The sequence below is a fragment of the Bacillus sp. UNC437CL72CviS29 genome (assembly GCF_000482345.1).
In the GTDB taxonomy this organism is placed as follows: Bacteria; Bacillota; Bacilli; order Bacillales; family Bacillaceae_G; genus Bacillus_A; species Bacillus_A arachidis.
In genome coordinates this window covers 96,368-113,851 of the sequence record NZ_AXVB01000006.1, presented here as the reverse complement: position 1 = coordinate 113,851, position 17,484 = coordinate 96,368, and the positions used below count along the sequence as shown (strand labels likewise).

The 17,484-nt window shown below is 35.2% G+C and carries 18 protein-coding genes and 1 riboswitch; of the genes, 15 read left to right on the top strand and 3 right to left on the bottom strand.

Annotated elements, in window-relative coordinates; translation table 11 throughout:
- Positions 1 to 272 precede the first annotated feature (272 nt).
- From resD to M014_RS0107880, 4 genes are all read left to right on the top strand, one after another.
- The gene (gene resD / locus M014_RS0107895; RefSeq protein ID WP_026591230.1) at positions 273 to 989 is read left to right on the top strand and encodes a DNA-binding response regulator ResD; all 717 of its coding nucleotides are present in this window, start codon (positions 273 to 275) and stop codon (positions 987 to 989) included.
- Positions 989 to 2,764, top strand: coding sequence for an ATP-binding protein (locus tag M014_RS0107890; RefSeq protein WP_026591229.1), 1,776 nt, complete (start codon positions 989 to 991; stop codon positions 2,762 to 2,764). The genes resD and M014_RS0107890 overlap by 1 nt, the downstream gene beginning before the upstream one ends.
- A gap of 396 nt (positions 2,765 to 3,160) precedes the next feature.
- Positions 3,161 to 3,742: a cob(I)yrinic acid a,c-diamide adenosyltransferase gene (locus M014_RS0107885; protein ID WP_026591228.1), complete on the top strand. Its 582-nt coding sequence runs from the start codon at positions 3,161 to 3,163 to the stop codon at positions 3,740 to 3,742.
- Between the two features lie 84 nt (positions 3,743 to 3,826).
- Positions 3,827 to 4,441, top strand: a complete 615-nt coding sequence (locus M014_RS0107880) for a peptidoglycan DD-metalloendopeptidase family protein (RefSeq protein ID WP_026591227.1) — start codon at positions 3,827 to 3,829, stop codon at positions 4,439 to 4,441.
- Positions 4,442 to 4,469: 28 nt separating this feature from the next.
- Here M014_RS0107880 and M014_RS0107875 read toward each other — a convergent pair whose 3' ends face one another.
- Entirely contained in the window at positions 4,470 to 5,156 is a 687-nt protein-coding gene (locus M014_RS0107875) for a hypothetical protein (RefSeq protein WP_026591226.1), read from the bottom strand.
- 344 nt (positions 5,157 to 5,500) lie between these two features.
- Positions 5,501 to 5,638: riboswitch (FMN riboswitch) on the top strand.
- Positions 5,639 to 5,801: 163 nt separating this feature from the next.
- Here M014_RS0107875 and M014_RS0107860 point away from each other — a divergent pair.
- Positions 5,802 to 6,380 (top strand): ECF transporter S component, encoded by a 579-nt coding sequence (locus M014_RS0107860; RefSeq protein ID WP_026591225.1) that lies wholly within the window; start codon positions 5,802 to 5,804, stop codon positions 6,378 to 6,380.
- A 117-nt stretch (positions 6,381 to 6,497) separates the two neighbouring features.
- Here M014_RS0107860 and M014_RS0107855 read toward each other — a convergent pair whose 3' ends face one another.
- The gene (locus M014_RS0107855; RefSeq protein ID WP_003206564.1) at positions 6,498 to 6,746 is read right to left on the bottom strand and encodes a ferredoxin; all 249 of its coding nucleotides are present in this window, start codon (positions 6,744 to 6,746) and stop codon (positions 6,498 to 6,500) included.
- 319 nt (positions 6,747 to 7,065) lie between these two features.
- Between M014_RS0107855 and M014_RS0107850 the strand changes: the two genes are divergently transcribed.
- The 10 genes from M014_RS0107850 (at position 7,066) to M014_RS0107800 (ending at position 16,302) form a co-directional block, all read left to right on the top strand.
- Entirely contained in the window at positions 7,066 to 8,127 is a 1,062-nt protein-coding gene (locus tag M014_RS0107850) for a helix-turn-helix domain-containing protein (protein ID WP_026591224.1), read from the top strand.
- Positions 8,117 to 9,664 (top strand): RecQ family ATP-dependent DNA helicase, encoded by a 1,548-nt coding sequence (locus tag M014_RS0107845; protein WP_026591223.1) that lies wholly within the window; start codon positions 8,117 to 8,119, stop codon positions 9,662 to 9,664. Before M014_RS0107850 ends, M014_RS0107845 begins: the two co-directional genes overlap by 11 nt.
- Positions 9,645 to 10,208, top strand: coding sequence for a CPBP family intramembrane glutamic endopeptidase (locus M014_RS0107840; RefSeq protein WP_026591222.1), 564 nt, complete (start codon positions 9,645 to 9,647; stop codon positions 10,206 to 10,208). Before M014_RS0107845 ends, M014_RS0107840 begins: the two co-directional genes overlap by 20 nt.
- Positions 10,209 to 10,229: 21 nt before the next feature.
- Positions 10,230 to 10,724, top strand: coding sequence for a LysM peptidoglycan-binding domain-containing protein (locus M014_RS0107835; protein WP_026591221.1), 495 nt, complete (start codon positions 10,230 to 10,232; stop codon positions 10,722 to 10,724).
- A gap of 108 nt (positions 10,725 to 10,832) precedes the next feature.
- Positions 10,833 to 11,621: a metallophosphoesterase gene (locus M014_RS0107830; protein ID WP_026591220.1), complete on the top strand. Its 789-nt coding sequence runs from the start codon at positions 10,833 to 10,835 to the stop codon at positions 11,619 to 11,621.
- Positions 11,622 to 12,013: 392 nt separating this feature from the next.
- Positions 12,014 to 12,616, top strand: a complete 603-nt coding sequence (locus M014_RS0107820) for a genetic competence negative regulator (protein WP_026591219.1) — start codon at positions 12,014 to 12,016, stop codon at positions 12,614 to 12,616.
- A gap of 259 nt (positions 12,617 to 12,875) precedes the next feature.
- Positions 12,876 to 14,159, top strand: coding sequence for an NAD-specific glutamate dehydrogenase (gudB, locus tag M014_RS0107815; protein ID WP_026591218.1), 1,284 nt, complete (start codon positions 12,876 to 12,878; stop codon positions 14,157 to 14,159).
- A 200-nt stretch (positions 14,160 to 14,359) separates the two neighbouring features.
- Positions 14,360 to 14,596, top strand: coding sequence for a DUF3961 domain-containing protein (locus M014_RS0107810; protein ID WP_026591217.1), 237 nt, complete (start codon positions 14,360 to 14,362; stop codon positions 14,594 to 14,596).
- 79 nt (positions 14,597 to 14,675) lie between these two features.
- Complete coding sequence (locus M014_RS0107805; protein WP_026591216.1) at positions 14,676 to 15,206, top strand: peptidoglycan recognition protein family protein; 531 nt, start codon at positions 14,676 to 14,678, stop codon at positions 15,204 to 15,206.
- A 112-nt stretch (positions 15,207 to 15,318) separates the two neighbouring features.
- Positions 15,319 to 16,302, top strand: a complete 984-nt coding sequence (locus M014_RS0107800) for a YpdA family putative bacillithiol disulfide reductase (RefSeq protein ID WP_026591215.1) — start codon at positions 15,319 to 15,321, stop codon at positions 16,300 to 16,302.
- Positions 16,303 to 16,328: 26 nt separating this feature from the next.
- Here the strand turns inward: M014_RS0107800 and M014_RS0107795 are convergent, their stop codons facing one another.
- The gene (locus M014_RS0107795) at positions 16,329 to 17,303 is read right to left on the bottom strand and encodes an asparaginase (protein ID WP_081810986.1); all 975 of its coding nucleotides are present in this window, start codon (positions 17,301 to 17,303) and stop codon (positions 16,329 to 16,331) included.
- Positions 17,304 to 17,484 lie beyond the last annotated feature (181 nt).

Genomic DNA, 17,484 nt, shown 5'->3' with positions numbered 1-17,484 from the left:
ATTTTTGTCAATTTCTTTTCTTTTTTGAGAAAAACATGGCAAAATAAAGGTTGGTTTTGTAAAATGATGTCGAGGCCTAAATGCCCTGGTCAAAAAAAATACATATTTTTGGAAAAGAAATGAACAAACTTTATTATTCTTGTGAAGTATAATTGTTAAAGTGGAAATTTAACACTTTAGAATTGTCTATTATGAGATAAGAGTAAAAACAGTATTATATTGTAGAAAGGTAGGTGTGAACCGTTGTCATGTTTTTGAGGCAGCGGGAAACAATGGAAAATGAACCGAGAATTTTAATTGTGGATGACGAAGATCGTATTCGTCGTTTATTGAAAATGTATTTAGAAAGAGAACAATATACAATCGATGAGGCTGATAATGGTGATACAGCTTTAGAAAAAGCATTGCAAAATGACTATGATTTAATCTTATTAGATATCATGATGCCTGGAATAGATGGAATTGAAGTGTGTAAAGGGATTCGTGAGAAAAAAGCAACGCCAATTATTATGCTTACAGCTAAAGGTGAAGAAGTAAACAGGGTGCAAGGATTTGAAGTTGGCTCGGATGATTATATCGTAAAGCCGTTTAGTCCACGTGAAGTGGTTCTTCGTGTAAAAGCGGTCCTGCGACGTTCTGTGCCAACAACATTCTTTACACAAGATACAACAACAAAAGATGTTATTGTATTCCCGCATTTAACAATTGATAACGATGCACATCGCGTTACAGCTGATGGTGATGAAGTCAATTTAACACCAAAAGAATATGAATTGTTACTATTTTTAGCGAAGGCTCCTGATAAAGTATTTGATCGTGAGCAATTGTTAAAAGAGGTATGGCAATATGAATTCTTTGGAGATTTACGTACAGTAGATACGCATGTAAAGCGTTTACGAGAAAAATTAAGTAAAAAATCATCTGATGCAGCGAAAATGATCGTAACTGTATGGGGTGTTGGTTATAAGTTTGAGGTTGTGAACGACTGATGCTTTGGAGAAGTGTAGTAGGAAAGCTATGGATGACAATATTGCTTCTTGTTTCATTTGTTCTAGGTTTTGTTTCCATTTTGCTTTCACAGTTTTTTGATAATTACTATATTGAAATGAGTGAAACAAGGCTTACAAAAGTAGCGACAAGCGTTTCGGAATTAATTGAAGAAGGTGCAGACGAAAAGACGATTGAGAATATCGCATATAAGTTTGCCGATCCACTCTCCCGTATTATTGTTGTGAAAGAGGATCGTGAGGCTTCTTCTTCACCGAAACAAGAAGGATTAGTAGATCTTACAATAGAGGACTTGAAAAAAGATAAAGATTTGGCTGCAGTTTTTATAGATAAAAAAGAAAATAAAGAAAAAATAAAAAAAATGTCTGATAACAAAACGAATAAAAATTCCGAAAATGATATTATGATTGTTGGCAAACCACTGCAATCATCAAAGCATAGTGCGGTGTTCGTGTATCAGTCATTGCAAGTTCCGAAACAAGGTATGGAAAAAGCGACAGATTTTATTTTTCTATCAGCGGGAATTGCAATTATTTTAACAACGTTCTTTGCATTTTTCTTATCGACACGAATCACAGCCCCACTTCGTAAAATGCGTGAAGTGGCGTTTGAAGTAGCGCGTGGGAAATTTGATACGAAAGCCCCTATGGTTTCACAAGATGAAATAGGGGAGCTAGCAACGGCCTTAAATCAAATGGGGAAACAATTAAAGTTTAATATTAATGCACTGCAGCAAGAAAAAGAGCAACTTTCTAGTATTTTAAGTAGTATGGCTGACGGGGTTGTAACGCTGAATCAAGAGGGTGAGGTTGTTGTTATTAATCCGCCGGCAGAACATTTTTTACAAGTTTGGCAAGAAGAAAAAGAATTAGAATTAAGTAGGAATTTACCACCTGAACTTGTAGAGTTGTTCCACCTTGTAGTAGAAAGTGAGCAACAGCAAGTTATTGAAATTAACTTACAAAAGGGTAATTACGTTGTCCTTATGACGCCGCTATATAATCAAACGAAAATTCGTGGTGCTGTGGCGGTACTTCGAGATATGACAGAAGAACGTCGTCTTGAAAAAATGCGTAAAGATTTTATTGCGAACGTGTCTCATGAATTGCGCACACCGATGGTTATGCTACAAGGGTATAGTGAGGCAATCTTAGATGATGTTGTTCAGTCGAAAGAAGAAATAAACGAGTTTGTACAAATTATTTATGATGAGTCCGTTCGTTTAGGTCGTCTTGTGAATGAACTTTTAGATTTAGCCCGAATGGAAAGTGGTCATGTAGAGCTGCATATATCTGAAGTGGATATTCATCCATTTGTTGAGAAAATTGGGCGGAAATTTCAAGGGATTGCGCAGGATAAAGAAGTGCAGTTAACGGTTGAGTTCTGTAATCCAATTGTAGAGCATTCGTTTGATCCAGATCGTATGGAACAAGTATTAACAAACTTAATTGATAATGCGATTAGACATACAAATACAGGTGGTCATGTTAAGCTTGTAATTGATACGAAAAATAATGGTTTAGTTTTTGAAGTACAAGATTCAGGTGCCGGTATTCCGAAAGAAGATATTCCGTTCTTGTTTGATCGTTTCTATAAAGCTGATAAAGCAAGAACACGTGGGAAAACAGGTGGGACTGGTCTAGGTCTTGCGATTGCTAAAAACATTGTTCAAGGTCATGATGGGAAAATCTCTATATCAAGTACCGTTGGAGAAGGGACAACATTCTCCGTATATTTACCAGGTCAATCAATATAAATGATATTGTTATGAGTGAATATTGAAGTTCTAGTATTTTTTATTCTTTTTGAGTTTATAATATTTTCTCAATGGAATGAAGAATATTAGAGCTTTTTGTTTTATTGTGCTATTTGTAGATGATAGTCTCTTTATGAAAGTTGATTGAAGGATAAATAGAATAAAGAATAAATCCATGTTGATTTGCTGGCATATCAGTCGCGGCTATGAAAATAAAAGGAGATTATTACTTATTTACTCCTGTTGCTTCACATGGCATGGTGCTGAAAAAAGGATTTGACCGTTTCTATACAGGTCGGATGCTCTCTTCCATCAAAGAGAAAGGTTTAGGTCGTTTTTTCAATGTATACTTACATTTGTGATGGAATAAAAGTTGAAAAGAGAGGTGTAGAATATTTGAAACTATATACAAAAACAGGAGATAAAGGACAAACGAGTATTATTGGTGGGCGAGTTGATAAAGATCATATTCGTGTAGAAGCATATGGAACCATTGATGAGGCGAACTCTTATATTGGATATGCGATGACTATGATTCAAGAAGAACGCTTTCAAGACATATGTGATGAGCTTGAAAAGATTCAGCATGAGTTGTTTGATTGCGGTGGGGATTTAGCAATTGTACAGCAAAAAATGCCGTATACAGTAACGGAAGAGATGGTGGTGTATTTAGAAGAACGAATTGATCGCTACATAGAAGAGGCTCCGCCACTAGAGCGTTTTATTTTGCCCGGCGGGAGCTCGGCATCCGCCATGATTCATGTTGCACGTACAGTAACGAGAAGAGCTGAGCGTCATATTGTATCGTTAGGAAAGCAAGAAGAAATAAATGAAATTGTCTTGCGATATGTTAATCGATTATCCGATTATCTATTTGCAATTGCTAGAGTGATAAACGCCCGACTTAATGTGAACGACGTCGAATATAAACGAAGTGCAATTGTTTTTCGTAGTAAGGAAGAGGAGGAAGTGGAGTAATTCACTTTCTTTTTTTGTATACTTTTTTCCGAGATATACAACAATAGAGAAAGTGTGACGGTTATTAAAAAATGGAGGATGTATATGAAAGGCTTAAAAATCGTGGTACTTGTCTTTGGATTGTTTTTTAGTTCTCAATCATATGCTTATGCCGAGGATGGGAGATGGATATGGCCTGTAGACGGAAGAATTAGTGACTATTTTGGAACAAGAAATGGAAAACACTATGGTATTGATATAGCAGCGTCAATTGGTACGCCGGTTGCAGCGATTCGAGGTGGAACAGTAACAAAATCCTATTTTTCCAATAGTTATGGACATGTAGTGTTTATTAAACATGGAGAATATGAGGCTGTGTACGCTCATCTAAATAAGAGATATGTATTTCAAGGGGATCAGATTGCAAGAGGTGAGATAATTGGTGAAGTGGGAAACACAGGTGAATCACGCGGGGCACATTTGCATTTAGAAGTTCATAAAGGTACTTGGACATTTGGGAAAAGAAACGCAATGAATCCATTGCTTGTTTTAAATGAAGAAAGAGATCAAGTAGCCTCAGTATCAATGTATATTGTACAAAAAGGGGATACATTGGTCAGTATCGCACGGAAGTTTGGCATGACTGTTCATGAGATAAAAGTGAAAAACACACTGCAACAAGATCAAATTTATCCAAATCAAAAGTTATATATAAATTAAAAAAGAGCTAGCAAAACTAGCTCCTTTTTTACCAAAAAATAAAGACACATATAAATCCGGAAATGACTAAATAGCTATAATAATAAAAGACCTTTGTCCTCGTTTTTTCCTTCGTTCGAAATAATACAATAGTTGGTTCGATTAGCCCAATTGTAAAGCAAAGTAGACCAAGGAGCATACAACCGATAGAAAAAGAATACAAGGCAACTTGTATTTTGTGGAATGGAATAATCCATTTTAATAAAAATGCAATAAGTACGGTATAACATATGCTACCAATGTATTTGTTTAAAGTTGTATTAGAACGAAAACCAGGAAGCTTTTTCAAAAAGGATCGGGAAACAACTTCTGTCTGTAAAGAAGTATGCTCTTCTATTATTTTTTGTGCTTCTTTTCCTTTATGAAAGAGAGAAAGAATCCAATTACGCTTTCCTTGGAAAATAAATTGCGATGTTGTTAAATAGTGATCAATTTTCACTTTATCCCAACTGCTCCATGGATGACGCTCACATAGCTTTAGTTTACTTTCTGTTGTTTTATCATACTGATAAACACTAATTCCTTCTTCATCAAAAGTAGCATAGTATGTTTCTCTTGAAAATGCGCCTAAATCAATTGGACAGTAGAAAAGTAACACCTTTTTTAAATAAAAGTATTCTTTTCTAAGGTTTTTTTTCATCGTTTCTTGAATAGAGTGTCTTTTTTCTTTTTTCATGACATTTCCTCCGTATTAAGAAAATGCTCTTATCTTAACAATTCAATATCTTATCATTTTTCTGTATAGATGACTAGGGAGTAGCGTAGGAAAAAGTCGGATTGTAAAAAATATGGGTTAAGTTGTCAAATAATTCGACGGATGCTTTATCCTAAAATTTGTAGGCAGTAAGGCTCGATTGGTAAGGGTTAATAATCAGTAGGATGAAGAATAAAGCTACTGAGTAAATTTTCACTTTATATGGTCTTCAAAATAAAAAACGCACTTACTATTTGTAAGTTATAAACGTTTTTGTTCACAATTGTATGATGATGTTGTATAATAGTGAAGAAAATAGAATATCGGTCTATCTTCGGGGCAGGGTGAAAATCCCGACCGGCGGTGATGAACAGTTGTTTTTCGTTCTAAGCCCGCGAGCCGTTAAGGCAGGATTTGGTGAGATTCCAAAGCCGACAGTACAGTCTGGATGGGAGAAGATGGAGGTTCAAGCGTTCAAAAAAGATAGTTCTTTGAACGTCTGTTTGATGTGCCTAAAAATTCTCCCTTTGTGTAAAACACAAAGGGTTTTTTCATGAGATGAAAAAATAGGCATAGCAGAACCTTTCCACTTTCCATGAGATGATCGATGGAAAAGGAGAGAGAAGGATGAAACAAAAAAACAGTGTAGTACAAATGGTGAGTGTAGCAATGCTTAGTAGTATTGCATACTTACTTATAATGTTGGATTTCCCATTTCCAGGACTTCCGCCGTTTTTAAAAATTGACTTTAGTGATGTGCCAGCTTTAATTGCAGCGATTATTTTTAGTCCGATTGCAGGTGTAATTGTAGAAGCAATAAAAAATATTCTTCACTACGGAATTCAGGGGAGTTTAACGGGGGTTCCAGTTGGAGAAATAGCGAACTTTATTGCGGGATGTTTATTTATTGGACCAGCAGCTTTCTTATTCCGAAAGTATCGTACAGTAAAAAGCTTAACAACAGGGTTAATGTTAGGGACGGTTACAATGGCGGTAATTATGAGTGTGTTAAATTATTTTATCATTTTACCAGCTTACACTTGGTTTTTAAATCAGCCTGCTATGTCTAGTAGTGGTATGCGACAAATGATTGTAGCGGCAATTTTACCATTTAATTTAATTAAGGGAATTGTTGTAACAGTTGTATTTGTAGCACTGTTTTCACGTTTGAAAGTGTGGGTATTTGCAAAAATGAAAAATGCATAGAAACTTTGGCCATCAGCGGGAGCGTACCGCTGATGGTCTTTTTATTTGTGAGTTAGATGAATAACAAAAAATCCCCCTCATTTTATGAGGGGGGTTTTTTTGAAGTTAATAAAAAGACTATTCGAATTTTAAAGCATCGCCATCGAATGATTCGTCAGCAACTTTAATTGAGTCAGTTGGGCAACCTTCAAATGCGTCCATCATGTCATCAATTAATACATCTGGAATTTCAACGATACCTTGGTTATCATCTAATGTTACAAATGCAATACCTTCATCATCGTAGTCATAAATATCTGGTGCAGCAGCTCCACAAGCTCCGCATGCGATGCAAGTGTCTTTATCAACGATTGTATATTTTGCCATATTTTTTTCCCTCCTGATAATATGTATGTGAAAATAGTCGCCATAAAAATTATAACCTTATTGTAAAACGGTTTTTCGAACTTTTCAACATAAAATTATAATGATAATGCTTATCAATTAGAGTGTCAACTTATTTTTGATTTATTTCACAAGATTTTCAAAATGCCTAAATGGTGTACAGTTTGATACAATAGACAATATAAAGTAAAGCTTCCATCAATGGAAGCTTTTCATCCCTAGCTGATGGCGAACCTTCACCAATTAGGCTGTTACTGTCAGCGCATAACAAGATAAATGTAATTGAAAGGTGGAAGCGGTGATGCAGTTACAATATACTTTATTGTATTGTATAAAACAATTAGATGGTGAACGAACTGTTTCTTCCATTTATCACCTTTTAAAAGGAAAACGTTCTTCACAAACGTTACAAGACGGAAATATATTTCACATTTCTTTTTTATTTGGAATATACAAATCATTACAACGTTCTGATTATGATCAGGAAATTGAAAATGTATTACATAAGGGTTGGATTCAAATTGTAAATGAAAATACATACATATTAACTAATGCTGGGAAGAAGCAACTAGGAATTTTTGGGAAAACCCTTCCTTTTCCGCAGTATTTACACGGTTTGAACTATGGAGATATTGGTGAAATCTTTTGGAAACGACTTTCATTAATTATCCAAACTGTGTCAAATTTACAACAACAGAATGCGAAGTTTCTTCCAATTCAACAAGATACAGAGGTAATGATGTGGGTCAAGCAGTTTCTCACCAAGATACCATATGCAAGAAGTAAACTTGCAGAAGGTTTATGGAAAGAGGTACATATGCTGTTGAAAGATACCTTGCCAATAGAAGCAACAATTTTTACATATCGACTAACAGGATATGAACGAATTGGATATACAGTAAAACAACTTGCAGAAATTACAAACCAAGATGTATTTCGTGTATATCTTTTATTTTGGGGTACCATTCATTTCTTTATTCAATCCGTTCGAGATAATGAAAAAGATTTTCCATTATTAACAAAGATTATTTCTTATCCGAATGAAAGGGCAGATTTGTTTAGTTTATCAACAAAGAAAACATATCAGCTTTGGAGACAAGGGCGTTCTTTAGACGAGATTGCAACAATTAGAAATTTAAAGGTTGCAACAATAGAAGATCATTTTGTTGAAATTGCATTAAGAGAAAGAGACTTTTCTATTGAAATATTTATGGAAAAAAATAAAATCAAGCATGTACAGCGCATTATTGAGACATTGCAAACACGTAAGTTACGTGTATTAAAGCAAGCTGTAGGAGAAGAGATTTCTTATTTTGAGATCCGTCTTGTGTTAGCGCAAATGGAGGTTGTAAATGAATCTTGAGAATTATCTGTATAAGTGGTTTGGTTATAGCGAATTTCGGCCTGGGCAGAAAGAAGTGATTGCAGATTTATTGCAAGGAAAAGATGTTGTAGCGATGCTTCCAACTGGAAGAGGAAAATCAATGTGTTACCAGCTGCCTGGTCTGATGCAAGATGGAACAGTACTAATTGTTTCTCCATTACTGTCCTTAATGGAAGATCAGGTAGCACAGCTGAAATATGTAGTAAAGAATCGTGTGATTGCGCTGAATAGTTTTCGGACATTAAACGAAAAAAAGGAAGCGCTAAGGAAATTATCTACTTATAAATTTGTCTTTGTCTCACCTGAAATGTTGCAATCTGAAGTAATAGTAAGAGAACTAAGAAGGATTCATATTTCGCTATTTGTTGTAGATGAAGCACATTGTATTTCCCAATGGGGTTATGATTTTCGAACGGACTATAAAAAACTAGATCAAGTTATAGTGGCTATTGGGCATCCTCCGGTATTAGCATTAACAGCTACTGCAACAAAAGAAGTATTACAAGATATTATAAAAACTTTAAAACTTACGAATGTAGCAGAGCATTTGTATTCGATTGATCGCCCCAATATTGCAATGGAAGTACAATTTGTACAAACGATAGAGGAAAAAAAGGAAGCACTTCTTACTCAAGTGATTAATTTACAAGGACCAGGAATCATTTATTGCTCTAGCAGGGCTTGGACGGAGCGCTTAACAGAATATTTAGGGAGTAAAGGTATAGCGGATGTTGCATTTTATCATGGTGGAATGGAACATGAAGAGCGAATGCTAATTCAACAGCAATTTATGAATGATCAACTGCAACTTGTTATATGTACAAGTGCATTTGGTATGGGGGTAAACAAGCCAAATACAAGGTATATTATTCATTTTCATTATCCAACAAATATTGCTTCTTATTTGCAAGAGATTGGTAGGGCGGGAAGAGATGAAGAGGCCAGTATTGCGATTCTACTTTGTAGTCCAATGGATCATGATCTACCAGTTTCTATTATTGAGGATGAATTACCAAATAAACAGCAAATTCAATTTTTGTTTTCCTTACTACAAGAAAAGATGTACCAAACGAAAGCTTTGCCAATAGAAGATGTGAAAGAAATTTGTTATAATGCTGCAAGGTTTAGTGAACAACATTGGCGTTTTGTACGATATCATTTAGAAAAGATGAAAATCATACAAGGGAAGAAGCTCATTATGGAATCCTTGTCAGATGAGATAATGAAAAGATTAATGTTAGAAGTGGAAGGGCGTCTTCGGAATAAATATAGTCAATTAGAAAATATGAAATCCTGGATACAGTTTAAAGGGTGTAGACGTGAAAAAATGCTACAGCAATTTGGTTATAGGAAGGAATTTGAGATAAAAAACTGTTGTGACTATTGTGGTATTTCAAAAGAAGAGTATAAAAAAAGACGAGCAAGACAACCAATTTTCGACTATAATTGGGAAACAGAGTTACAGTTGCTCTTTGGTATGAGAGAACGGAGGAATGATGAACATTCAAAGGCGTAGTATTGAAGACATAGGTCCGAAAGAAATACGGCTTAATCTCTATATAACACAATTAATAATTATAGGTGTTGGCTGCGCGTTGGCCTATATACTATTTCCAAATAGGAATGAATTTTATGATTTGTGGAAATGGGAGCCTGTTTCCATTCTCGTAATAGGCAGTGTGGTTGCAGGCGGTGTTGTCTTACTTGATTATATTGCAATGCAAATACTACCAGAATCCTGGTTTGATGATGGTGGAATTAATGATCGAATGTTCAAAGGAATTTCTGTAATACAATTATTCGTTATTACGTTTGTTATTGGCTTTGCTGAAGAGTTTTTATTTCGAGGGGTATTGCAGACTCAGTTTGGACTTGTAATTGCAAGTGTTATTTTTGCTGTGTTACATGTTCGGTATGTGAAGAAGCCATTTTTATTTTGCTTTGTATGTATGATCAGTTTTGTGTTTGGGTATGTGTTTCAATGGACAGGAAATTTGTTTATAACAATCTTTGCACATTTTCTTGTTGATTTTATAATGGGTCTTCAATTAAGGAGATAAATGGAAGGTGGGGTGAACATCATGAGAAAACAAATTCCTGATTTTGAAGAAGAACTTGAAGAAACGTTAGAAGACGAGCAGACGGAAGAAGGTTTACCGCCGCGAAGTGAAATTCATCAAAATAAAGAAAAGAAAAAATCTAAATTTAAGATTAACCATTTTTTTGTTCGGATTTTAACATTTCTATTTATTTTGTTGCCACTTAGTATTTTATGGTATACGGATAAGTATATCGAGGTAAAAAGTGCAAAAGAGAATAATGCCCCTGGAAAAAATGCATTTGATGTGATTTTTTTCGATTCAAATAAACATGGAGAAGGAGAAAAGAAGCACTCAGAAAAATTTGAAACGCATATTGTAAAGAAAGGCGAGACATTCGAAAGTATTGGGAAACAGTATTTTCCGAATAAAGATGGGGCTACAATCATTAAAAATTATAATAATTTACAAGATAATCAGTTAGAAGTGGGAAAAGAATTAAAAATTCCTATTAAAGAAAAGAACGGGAAAGAATAGAGGTAAAACAGTTTTAATATGAGTGAATTGAAAAAATGAATGAAGCATTCAATTTTATAGCAATATGATTTAAAGAGATTCTATTACATTTTGTTGAGAGGGAAGTATATGGTATGGATTTTAGGTGGTATGTTCATATGTATAGGCTTTATTTGTCTTTTTATGATGTATAGAGAAGCATTACGTGATACATTGCTAGAACACACTTTCTCATTTATGAATTTCCCGGAGAGCTTTGGAAAAGTTAGGATATTCTTTATTTCAGACATTCATAGGAGAGTTGTTTCTCCTTCTTTAATTGAAAATGTAAAAGGAAAAGCTGATCTTGTTATTATTGGTGGGGATTTAGCAGAGAAAGGTGTATCGTTATCACAAATTGCGGCTAATGTTCAAACGTTAAGTGAAATTGGTCCCGTATATTTTGTATGGGGAAATAACGATTATGAAATTGACTATCATGAATTAGATGCGTTATTACTAGAACATGGTGTCAAAATTTTAGATAATACAAGAGTACTATTTGAATCAGAGTGCGGCGACAAGCTTTGTCTATTAGGAGTGGATGATGTTGGATTAGAAAGGGATCGTTTAGACTTGGCGCTAGCAGATTGTCAAGAAAATGGCTTTCGTATTCTTATTAGCCACAATCCTGATATTGTGAACAAAATGTCTGGACAAGAACAAATTTCGCTCGTATTAAGTGGTCATACACATGGAGGACAAATTCGTATATTTCATTCTAAACGTTATTTAAAAGGTGGTGTGTATGAGTATCCGAATACAACTTTGTTTGTGAGTAACGGATATGGAACGACATTTATACCGCTACGTTTTCGGGCTCCATCTCAAACGCACTTAATTACGTTGCAAGGGGAAATTAGGAGATGCTCGGTTTAAAGGATAGAACATACGCCAACTTTAAAAGGGAAATATAAAAATTGTTTCGAATATGCACGGAATTCAGCCAAGTACGCTGTGAGCTTGGGAGAGGTCATATCATATTATCGATCAAGCAGTCCAGCTATCAGAGAACAATCGGTTGCAAAATCATAATTTAGTTGAGAGGGCGTACAGTCAAGAAGTGTTTTTAGTAGACGATATCCTACAGTATTTGCTAGAATTTGATGAAATACATGCCCGTGAATTATTAAACGTGGCATTTGTTATTTATACAATAAAAAATGAAATAGGTGGTTAAAACTGCCGGAATAGTTGTTCGAAAAGAACCATCTATTTTCTATTTCATATAATAAAAATTAGATACAATGGTTACGTAGGGAGGTTACAAGATGAGGCTGGAACGTTTGAATTATAATAAAATCAAAATTTTCATAACGTTTGATGATTTATCTGAGCGAGGGTTGACGAAGGAGGATTTGTGGAAAAATGCTCCAAAAGTGCAACAGTTATTTCGCGATATGATGCAAGAAGCAAATAAAGAACTTGGGTTTGAAGCAGATGGTCCAATTGCAGTTGAAGTATTTTCTTTACAGGCGCAAGGAATGGTTGTGATTGTTACAAAAGAAAATCATGAAACAGATACAGAAGATGAGTTTCGTGATGAGTATATTGAGATGCAAGTAACTCTAGATGAGAGTGAGCATATATTATATGAATTTGCAACGTTTGAAGATGTGATTACTTTGGCAAAACGTTTGTATCATCTCGGAGTAACCGGAGGCAAACTTTACACATGGGATGGACGTTTTTATCTTTGGATGGAAGAGGAAACACCATTATTAAAGGCAGATATCATTGCGATTTTAGCGGAATATGGTAATTCTTCAACGGTGACAATTTATCGCATTATGGAATATGGAAAAGAGTTAATGGATTCTCAAGCAATTCAGCAAATATACAAGTATTTTGTCTCAAAACAAAACCTCAGCTAATATGAATAGCTTGAGGTTTTATTAGTATTTTGTGATATTGGAGAGACTAAAATACAGTATGGTATAAAAAACATTTAAATATTTAAGTATTTTACTTTTCTAAAAGCAATAAAAGGACTATAATAATAGTGAAAACGCTTGCAATAAAAAATAGTTTGTATACATTTGTTAGCGTTTTCTATTGCATTCCAAATTTAACGGTGTATACTAGGCAATGAAGGTTTACTAAACAAGTGAAATTACAGGGGGTTTACTTACTATGGTAGCCGAAAAGGGAGCTCAAACACAAACACAACAGAGGGAACAACATTTTGAATTATTAAATTCAACACAAATTGTTATTAATGAAGCCCTAGAAAAGTTGGGTTATCCAAACGAGGTATATGAATTACTTAAAGAACCAATTCGTATGATGACAGTGAAAATTCCAGTTCGTATGGATGACGGGACTGTTAAAATATTTACAGGATATCGCGCGCAGCACAATGATGCTGTTGGTCCAACGAAAGGTGGAATTCGCTTCCATCCAAACGTAACAGAAAACGAAGTGAAAGCACTTTCTATTTGGATGAGTTTAAAATGTGGTATTGTAGATTTACCATACGGTGGAGGTAAAGGTGGTATCGTTTGTGATCCGCGAGAAATGTCTTTCCGTGAATTAGAAAGATTAAGTCGTGGGTATGTACGAGCAATTAGCCAGATTGTTGGTCCAACAAAAGATATTCCTGCTCCAGATGTATTTACAAACTCGCAAATTATGGCATGGATGATGGATGAATATAGCCGCATCGATGAATTTAATTCACCTGGATTTATTACAGGTAAACCGCTTGTATTAGGTGGATCTCATGGGCGTGAAACAGCGACTGCGAAAGGTGTAACAATCTGTATTCGCGAAGCTGCGAAAAAACGTGGCATCGAAATTAAGGGCGCTCGCGTTGTTGTTCAAGGATTTGGGAACGCGGGTAGTTTCCTAGCTAAATTTATGCATGATGCTGGTGCGAAAGTAATTGCAATTTCTGATGCTTACGGTGCATTACATGATCCAAATGGATTGGACATCGACTACTTGCTAGATCGCCGCGACAGCTTCGGAACGGTAACGAAATTGTTTAATAATACAATTTCAAACAAAGAGCTGTTAGAACTTGATTGTGATATTTTAGTTCCAGCTGCAATTGAGAACCAAATTACAGAAGAGAACGCTGCAGATATTAAAGCGAAAATTGTTGTAGAAGCAGCAAATGGTCCAACTACATTAGAAGCAACTAAGATTTTAACAGAACGTGGTATTTTACTTGTTCCTGACGTATTAGCAAGTGCTGGTGGTGTTACTGTATCATACTTCGAATGGGTACAAAATAACCAAGGTTACTACTGGTCAGAAGAAGAAGTAGAACAACGTTTAGAAAAAGTAATGGTAAGATCATTCGATTCTATTTATGAAACATCACAAGTTCGTAAAGTGAACATGCGTTTAGCAGCGTATATGGTTGGTGTACGCAAAATGGCAGAAGCTAGCCGCTTTAGAGGTTGGGTATAATAGAACGGAAAGTTTAGAGAGAACGTGGTTTCCTTTTGAGGGAACCACGTTTTTTATTGGAATATATAATAGGGATTAAAATATTATTTTCAAAATGGATGTACGATTATAAAAAATAAAAAAGAACACTTGTTCCTACAGAACGTTTGTGCTATACTTTCCTTAGATAAACAAAACGGAAACAAAATAAGGAGAGATAAATAATGAAAATCATAGCAGACCAAAGACTTATGATGCCAACAGATGTTATGAAACGGGTAGAGGTTTTACGAAAAAAAGATGTGAAACGTTCATCTTTGTTACAATCTGTGAATAAATTTTTCGGTTTAGATACTAAAGAAGATCGTGTTTGGTTTTATGGGTTTTATGGAACAGCTGTAAGTATTTTATTATTTATGGTGTTTACTTCAAACATTTTTGATTTTCTCTTTGCGTAAAGAAATGTGCTATATAGATATTGAGGTCGAATACATATATAAGGAAGAAAGGTAATTTTCTAGAGCGGAGTTGATAGACATGGTTATGTTCCCTATAGAGCGGAATTATATTGGGTACGGAAGCTCACGGCCAGGAATTCGCCTTTCGAAGGTGAAATTTATTGTAAGTCATGATACGGGGAATCCTGGGAGCAACGCGATAGGAAATCGTGATTACTTTAACGAAGTACAACCAAAGGCATCGGCGCATACTTTTATAGATGATAGGACCATTTTAGAAATTATCCCAATTGATGAGGTAGCGTATCACGTAAGATATAGTGTACCAACGGATAATGATTTGTTTGGTTATGATGCGAACAAAGCAGCGATTGGTGTTGAAATGTGTTATGGAGGTAATGTTAATTTTTGGGATTCTTACACGCGGTTTACATGGTACCATGCCTATTTATGTCATACATTCAATCTAAATCCTAAAAAGGATATTGTATCTCATAAAACGCTTGATCCTACGAGAAAAATTGATCCAGAAAATGTATTAGGGCAACAAGGAATAAGTTTTAGACAGTTTTTAGCGGACGTCTATCGAATGTACGTATCGTATAGATGACAAATATATGAAAAATGAATACAATGAAGATAGGTGCCTACTGCTGAAAGTAGGTTTTTTCTTGTTTTATAATAAATAGAGATTGAAGCAGAAGACTAGGAGTGAACCGGGTATGCAAAAAGAAACAGCTATTATAATCGGGGGCGGACCGTGTGGATTAGCAGCAGCGATTTCACTGCAGCAAGAAGGAATCAATCCACTAGTAATTGAAAAAGGAAATATTGTGAATGCAATTTATCATTATCCAACTCACCAAACTTTTTTTTCTTCTAGTGAAAAACTAGAAATTGGTGATGTTGCTTTTATTACAGAAAATCGTAAGCCAGTTCGTAATCAAGCGCTTGCTTATTATCGTGAAGTGGTAAAGCGTAAAGGAGTACGGGTAAATGCCTTTGAACGCGTAGAACAAGTGCAAAAAGATGGGAACTTTTTTAGAGTAAATACGACGAAGCGTGATGGGAACAAGGAGATATATACCGCAAAATATATTGTAGTGGCAACAGGGTATTATGATAATCCAAACTATATGAACGTTCCTGGAGAAAACTTAGATAAAGTTTCCCATTATTTTAAAGAGGCACATCCATATTTTGATCGTGATGTAGTTGTAATAGGAGGGAAAAACTCAAGTATAGATGCAGCGCTAGAACTTGTAAAAGCTGGAGCGCGTGTAACGGTGTTGTATCGTGGGGGGGAATATTCACCGAGTATTAAGCCGTGGATATTACCTGAATTTGAAGCATTAGTACGTAATGGTACAATTCAAATGCAGTTCCATGCTCACGTGAAAGAAATTACCGAACATACACTTACGTATACAAGTAAAGGAGAGGCATTTACAATTCAAAATGATTTTGTATTTGCGATGACAGGATACCACCCAGATCATAGTTTCCTAACAAAAATGGGAGTAGAAATTGATAAAGAAACAGGGCGTCCGATATTTACAGAAGAAACAATGGAAACGAATGTTGAGAATATCTTTATTGCGGGTGTTATTGCAGCGGGCAATAATGCAAATGAAATTTTTATTGAGAATGGAAGATTTCATGGTGGAGCAATTACACAAACAGTTGTATCAAGAGAACAAAAATAAGCTGTCGAATTTCGACAGCTTATTTTTTAATCCTGCATAAACATTTGTTGGATTTTGTCTTTAGAATCAGTACATTCTAAAGCAACAAGTAGTTTAATACGAGCTTTTTGGGCGTTTAAACCATATGTGAAAACAATACCCATATCTTTTAACTGTTTTCCCCCACCTTCATAGGAATATACATCTTGGACAATTCCGTTAAAGCATCGGGAAACAAGAACAATTGGAATTCCTTTATTTATTAAGCGTTGCAAACTAGAGAGCGTTCGTGGTGGTAAATTACCTTGACCAAGTGCTTCAATTATGATCCCATCTACCGGTAGGCTTTCAATTGCTGTTAATAATGTATCATCCATACCAGCGTAAGCTTTTAACACAACGACATTTTTAGAAACTTGTCCAACTTCGTATGTTTCATGATGTACGAGAGCGTGATGGAAGACAACCCCGCGCTTTGTTACCATACCGATTGGTCCGTATTGAGGGCTTTGGAATGTTGCGACATTACTTGTATGTGTTTTTGTTACATTTGTTGCACAGTGGATTTCGTCGTTCAACACGACAAGAACACCTTTTCCAAGTGCTTCGCTACTACTTGCAACCTTTACAGCGGATAAAAAGTTATATAAACCGTCAGCGCCTAATTCGTTGCTAGAGCGCATTGCCCCCGTTACAACAATTGGAATGTTCGCTTGTACAGTTAAATCTAAAAAATATGCAGTCTCTTCTAATGTATCTGTACCATGTGTAATGACAACACCATGGATGTCTTCATTTTTTACTCTTTCGTCAATGATGACTTGTAATTGTAACATCTCACTAGGAGTCATATGAGGTGATGGAAGATGAAAGACATCTTCAACAATTAAATCAATATTACCCTCTAAATCAGGAATGAACTTTAAAAGAGGATTTTGTTTTCCAGGTTGTACAACCCCAGTTTCTTTATCTTCTTCCATTGCAATTGTTCCACCTGTGTGTAAAACTAGGATTTTTTTCAATGCTTATACCCCTTTCTAGTCGAAAAATACATTAAGAACATACCACGTTTTTGCTAGATTCGACAATGGAAATGTATAAAAGTTTGTATTAAAAATGAAAATAAAGTTAGCTACTTTATATTTGAGATATATAGAAGTGAGAGGATTTTTAGTTTTGTATTGTAGGTTGTTGAAATGAATA

Excerpts from the sequence above, each read along its gene's own strand:
- M014_RS0107880 (WP_026591227.1), top strand. The coding sequence starts at position 3,827 with ATGAAAGGCTTAAAAATCGTGGTACTTGTCTTTGGATTGTTTTTTAGT.
- M014_RS0107850 (WP_026591224.1), top strand. The coding sequence starts at position 7,066 with ATGCAGTTACAATATACTTTATTGTATTGTATAAAACAATTAGATGGT.
- M014_RS0107820 (WP_026591219.1), top strand. The coding sequence starts at position 12,014 with ATGAGGCTGGAACGTTTGAATTATAATAAAATCAAAATTTTCATAACG.
- M014_RS0107855 (WP_003206564.1), bottom strand. The coding sequence starts at position 6,746 with ATGGCAAAATATACAATCGTTGATAAAGACACTTGCATCGCATGCGGA.
- M014_RS0107875 (WP_026591226.1), bottom strand. The coding sequence starts at position 5,156 with ATGAAAAAAGAAAAAAGACACTCTATTCAAGAAACGATGAAAAAAAAC.
- M014_RS0107830 (WP_026591220.1), top strand. The coding sequence starts at position 10,833 with ATGGTATGGATTTTAGGTGGTATGTTCATATGTATAGGCTTTATTTGT.
- M014_RS0107800 (WP_026591215.1), top strand. The coding sequence starts at position 15,319 with ATGCAAAAAGAAACAGCTATTATAATCGGGGGCGGACCGTGTGGATTA.
- M014_RS0107890 (WP_026591229.1), top strand. The coding sequence starts at position 989 with ATGCTTTGGAGAAGTGTAGTAGGAAAGCTATGGATGACAATATTGCTT.
- M014_RS0107805 (WP_026591216.1), top strand. The coding sequence starts at position 14,676 with ATGGTTATGTTCCCTATAGAGCGGAATTATATTGGGTACGGAAGCTCA.
- M014_RS0107835 (WP_026591221.1), top strand. The coding sequence starts at position 10,230 with ATGAGAAAACAAATTCCTGATTTTGAAGAAGAACTTGAAGAAACGTTA.
- resD (WP_026591230.1), top strand. The coding sequence starts at position 273 with ATGGAAAATGAACCGAGAATTTTAATTGTGGATGACGAAGATCGTATT.
- M014_RS0107840 (WP_026591222.1), top strand. The coding sequence starts at position 9,645 with ATGAACATTCAAAGGCGTAGTATTGAAGACATAGGTCCGAAAGAAATA.
- M014_RS0107860 (WP_026591225.1), top strand. The coding sequence starts at position 5,802 with ATGAAACAAAAAAACAGTGTAGTACAAATGGTGAGTGTAGCAATGCTT.
- gudB (WP_026591218.1), top strand. The coding sequence starts at position 12,876 with ATGGTAGCCGAAAAGGGAGCTCAAACACAAACACAACAGAGGGAACAA.
- M014_RS0107845 (WP_026591223.1), top strand. The coding sequence starts at position 8,117 with ATGAATCTTGAGAATTATCTGTATAAGTGGTTTGGTTATAGCGAATTT.